Here is a 5,106-nt window from a genome sequence, read left to right as displayed (position 1 = left end):
CAACTCGCCATAACTGAGCGTGATATCACCGAACCGCACCGCAACAGCCGAAGGCGTGAGTTCGACCTGCTGCTCGAAATGCCGCTGTACGGTGGTCTTGATCGGATAATCGCGCCGGGTCTCATTCCAGGCTTCGCACAACAGCGCCCGTTCGCTGGCGGGCAGCACTTCGATGTGCCGAACTGCCACCGGGGATTGTGCTTCGAGTGCGTCGACCACACTCTCCAGAGCCTGCGCCAGATACCCGCAGATACGCGCCCCGTCGAGCGGTTCGACGGCTTGGAGCGTCAGCCCGAGCGCATGGCCGTAATCCTCCACGGACATCGCCAGCGGGTAATTGGTGCGTTCTTGTCCGCCGAGCACTTCAACATCGTTGTACCAAGCATTCGCCGATTCCTGCGAGGCGTTGTGCCGGTAGTTGAGCAGCGTGCTGAAGAGCGGCGATCCGGCCGGGACGCTGCTGCATTGCTGGGCGAGCGCGAGCGAGGCATGCTCGTGCGCGAGCAGATCGGCGAGACGCGCATGAACAGCACGTATGCTGGCTTTGACCGATATGTCGTCGAGATCGATGCGAATCGGCAGGGTATTGATGAACAGGCCCATCGTGCGGTCCGCACCGTCGCCGGCCTGCATGCGGCCGAACAGCACGGTGCCGAACACGACACGATCCTGGCCGCTGGTACGCGCGAGTACTTGGGCCCAGGCGAGATGGAACAGGCTGGCGAGGCTGACGCCGATGTGCTTGGCTTGCGCACGCAGACGATCGTTCAGGACAGTCGGCAACGCTACGTGAGTCTCGTGAACCTGCGAACCATCGCGATGGACTTCGGCGAGACCGAACGGCAGCGTCGGCTCATGGATCTCGGCGAGCATCGAGGTGAAGAAACGCACGTGCGCCTCTTCAGTGACGCCGAGGCGTGCTTGCGCAACCAGATTGCGGAATGGCTGGGCTGCGGGGAGCGGGTGGGTCGGATCGTTCATCAGTATCCGGACTTCCGCGTTCAGAACGTCAAGCGTCGAGTGATCGCCGATCAGATGATGCAGCAGTTGCTGGAGGATCCAGCGACCATCGCTGTCCTGCGCGATCGCGAAGTGCAGCAGCGGGGCTTGGGCGAGATTGATCCGGTGATGACGCGGATCGAAGCGCGCCGCGAGTTGCCCGGATACCGGGCCGTTCGCGGGATCGAAGGCCAGCTCGATGATCGACAGTTTCGCGTGCCGCCAGACGATTTGCGCCGGTGCGGACAGTTCTTCCCAAACGAACGCGGTGCGCAGGATGTCATGCCGATCGACTACCTTCTGGACGGCGTCGAGATAGCAGTCGAGCCGCGCTCGGCTGTCGAACGCCAGTTGCGCGACGAGCAGATAGGGATCGCCCTCGGTGGCGAGCAGGTGGTGGAACAGGATGCCGTCCTGCAGCGGCGACAGCGCGTAGATGTCCTGGATGTTGGCAATACCGCCGGGGATCTGATCGACGATGCGGTCGATGTCGGGCTGGGTGAGGTCGATGAGGGGCAGCAGATCGGAGGTGATCGCGGAGGTGTCCGCGGTGATGCGGTTGGCCGGGACCTCGATCTCGCGGTGCTGGCCGAGGGTCTGGGCGAGGGCGGCGAGGGTTGGTGCCTGGAACAGGTCGCGAACGGCGAGGCTGAGGCCGCGCTGGCGCATGCGCTCGATCAGCTTGACGGCGAGCAGTGAGTGGCCGCCGAGGGCAAAGAAGCTGTCGTGGCGGCTGACGCGTTCGATGCCGAGCAGTTCACTCCAGATGCCTGCGAGGGTCGTTTCCACCTCACCCAATGGCGCCTCGTAATCTTGTCGAACAAAGGCATCCTGATCAGGCGCAGGGAGCGCCTTGCGATCGAGCTTGCCATTAGGGGTGAGCGGGAAGGCATCGAGACGGACGAAGGCAGCCGGGACCATGTACTCGGGCAGGCGTTCGGTCAGATAGGTTCGCAGTTGGCTGGCGATGGCCCGATCAACAGACGCATCTTTCCCGTTGATCCGATCGCTGACGTTTTCGCCGGTCGCATCTTTCCCGTCGAATGCATTGGCATCGGCAACGACATAAGCGACCAGCCGGAGATTGCCTTCGGTACCGTGAGTCAGAACGGCAGCTTCGCGAACACCAGCATGTTCGGCAAGCCGCGACTCGATTTCGCCGAGTTCGATACGGAAGCCGCGAATCTTGACTTGATGATCGTTGCGACCAAGGAATTCGAGGTTGCCGTCGGGCAGATAGCGTGCGAGGTCGCCGGTTTTATAAAGACGAGCGCCGGGCCGATTGCTGAACGGATCGTCGATAAAGCGTTCGCTGGTAAGGTCCGGTCGGTTCAGATAGCCGCGGGCGACACCGGCCCCGCCGACATAGAGTTCACCGATAACGCCGAGCGGGACGGGACGCAAATGCGCATCGAGCAGGTACGCGGTGGCGTTGTGAATCGGTCGGCCGATATGCGGGACATCGGCATCGACAGGCAACACGCCAGAGGTTGCCACGACGGTGGCTTCAGTCGGGCCATAGTTGTTGACCAGCGTGAGGCCGTCAGGCAATGCATTAACGCCACCCGGGAAACGTTCACCGCCGATGAGCAGATAGCGCAGATTAGGCGGTAACTGCTTGCGGTCGATCGCCATGACGGCGAGCGAGGTGACGAGGAAGGAGACGTCGAGTTGCTGCTGTTGCCACCAGTCGAGCAGGGCGATCGGATCGCGAGCGGCATGCACCGGAGGCAGGACGAGGGTGCCGCCGGAGAGGAGGCTGGGCCAGAGTTCCCAGGTGGTGGCGTCGAACGCCACGCCGGCCGTCATGGCCGAAGCCGATCCGGGCCGAAGTGTGAAAGCATCGATATGCCAGTGACAGAGGTTGACCAGATTGTGATGTTCGACCATCACGCCCTTGGGCACGCCAGTGGACCCCGAGGTATAGATCACATAGGCCAGGTGCCGGTCGTTCAGCGCTTCGACAACCGGATCGTGATCCGGATAGTCGCTCAATGGGCTGAGCGCAAGCGTGACAGGCGGCTCGTTCGCGCTATCCGGATTCAGCGTGATGGACGAGTCGAGCGATGCCGCCGTCGGATCGATGATGGCGCGCTTGGCGAGCGCATGCGTTCCGATCGCGAGCCGTCCGGCTTCGTCGACGAGGACAATACTCGGATTGGCGTCGTCGAGGATATGGGCGAGCCGCTCGGCCGGATAGGCGGGATCGAGCGGCAGATATGCCGCGCCCGCCTTGAGGACGGCGAGCAGGCCGACCACCATCGCGGATGAGCGCTCGAGACAGACGGCCACCGGCGTATCGATCCATGCGCCAAGCTTGATCAGATGATGCGCGAGACGATTGGCACGCGCATTGAGATCGCCATAGGTCAGGGCCACGTCGCCGAAGCGGACGGCGTGCGCTTCCGGCGTGCGCTTGGCCTGCTGTTCGAACAGATGATGGACGGCGTGCCCGACCGGATAGTCCCGACGGGTCTCGTTCCACGACGCCAGCAGCAAAGCGCGCTCGTCGGCAGGGAGCACGTCGAGCTCCCGAGCCGGCAGGTCGCCCTGGAATTCGAGTGCATCGGCCAGGCTCGCGAGCGCCTGCGCCATATAGCGGAACAGGCGTTTCGCGTCGAGCGGTTGGGCCGCTTGGGCGGCAAGGCCCAAGGAGGCCTGACCGTAGTCGTCGACCGAGAGCGCGATCGGATAGTTGGTGCGCTCCTTGGTGAGGAGCGTTTCCATGCCGTCGATCGGGTTTTCCGCCGAAGACGACGTATCGCCGTGGCGGTAGTTGAGCAGCGCGTTGAAAAGTGGCGTGCCGGCGGGAATGTTGCTGCACCGCTGAGCGAGCGCGAGTGAGGCATGCTCGTGTGCGAGCAGATCGGCGAGGCGCGCATGAGCCGCACGGACGCAGGCTTCGACCGACATGTGGTCGAGATCGATACGGATCGGCAAGGTGTTGATGAACAGGCCCATGGCGCGATCGGCACCCGCGCCGGCCTGCATGCGGCCGAACAACACGGTGCCGAACACGACTTGGTCGCGGCCGCTGGCGCGCGAGAGGACCTGGGCCCAGGCGAGATGGCAGAGGCTCGCGAGACTGACGCCGAGCCGTTTGGCCTGCGCGCGCAGCCGATCGTTGAGGGATTGCGGTAGGCGTTCGCGGTATTCGGTGACCTGGGAGCCGTCGCGATGGACTTCTGCGAGGCCGAACGGCAGGGTGGGTTCATCGATCCCGTCCAGCATCGACTGGAAGAAGCGCGCGTGCTCTTCCGCCTTGGCGCCGAGGCGAACCTGGGCGATCAGGTTGCGGAACGGCTGGGTATCCGGCAACGGCTGATCGGGATGAGACAGCAGCGCGCGCACTTCCGCATTCAGGATGTCGAGCGTCGAATGGTCGCCGATCAGGTGGTGCAGCAGTTGCTGAAGGATCCAGCGGCCGTCGACATCCTCGGCGATGGCGAAGCGCAGCAGCGGTGCCTGGGTGAGGTCGATGCGGTAATGACGCGGGTCGAAGCGCGTGGCCAGTTGCGTGGCGATCGGACCGTTGGTCGGATCGAAACGGCATTCCTCGACGGACAGCCGTGCGTTGCGCCAGACGATCTGGGCCGGTGAGGAGAGCCCTTCCCAGACGAATGCGGTGCGCAGGATGTCATGCCGGTCGACGACGCGCTGGACCGCGCCGAGATAGCGATCGAGCAAGGCGCGGCTGGTAAAGGCGATCTGCTCGGTCAGCAGGTATGGGTCGCCTTCGGTGGTGAGCAGGTGGTGGAACAGGATGCCGTCTTGCAGGGGAGAAAGGGCATAGATGTCCTGGATGTTGGCGATGTCGCCGGGGACCTGGGCGACGATGCGATCGATGTCGGCCTGGGCGAGATCGATGAGGGGCAGCAGGTCCGGGGTGATCGCGGTGGCGTCCGCGGTGATGCGGTTGGCCGGGACTTCGATTTCGCGGTGCTGGCCGAGGGTTCGGGCGAGCGCGACTAGGGTTGGGGTGCGGAACAGATCGCGGATCGACAGGCTGAGGCCGCGCTGCCGCATGCGTTCGATCAGCTTGACGGCGAGGAGCGAGTGACCGCCAAGAGCGAAGAAGCTGTCGTGGCGGCTGACCTTGTCGATACC

At 64.0% G+C, this 5,106-nt stretch carries 1 protein-coding gene; it reads right to left on the bottom strand.

What is annotated here, in order from left to right:
- Positions 1-5,106 (bottom strand): amino acid adenylation domain-containing protein (locus AC1RQF_RS33075; RefSeq protein ID WP_492874324.1); only part of this gene is annotated, 5,106 nt, incomplete at both ends.

This window comes from Burkholderia sp. GW821-FHT14F03 (genome assembly GCF_058803765.1).
This window is presented reverse-complemented; position numbering and strand designations above follow the sequence as displayed.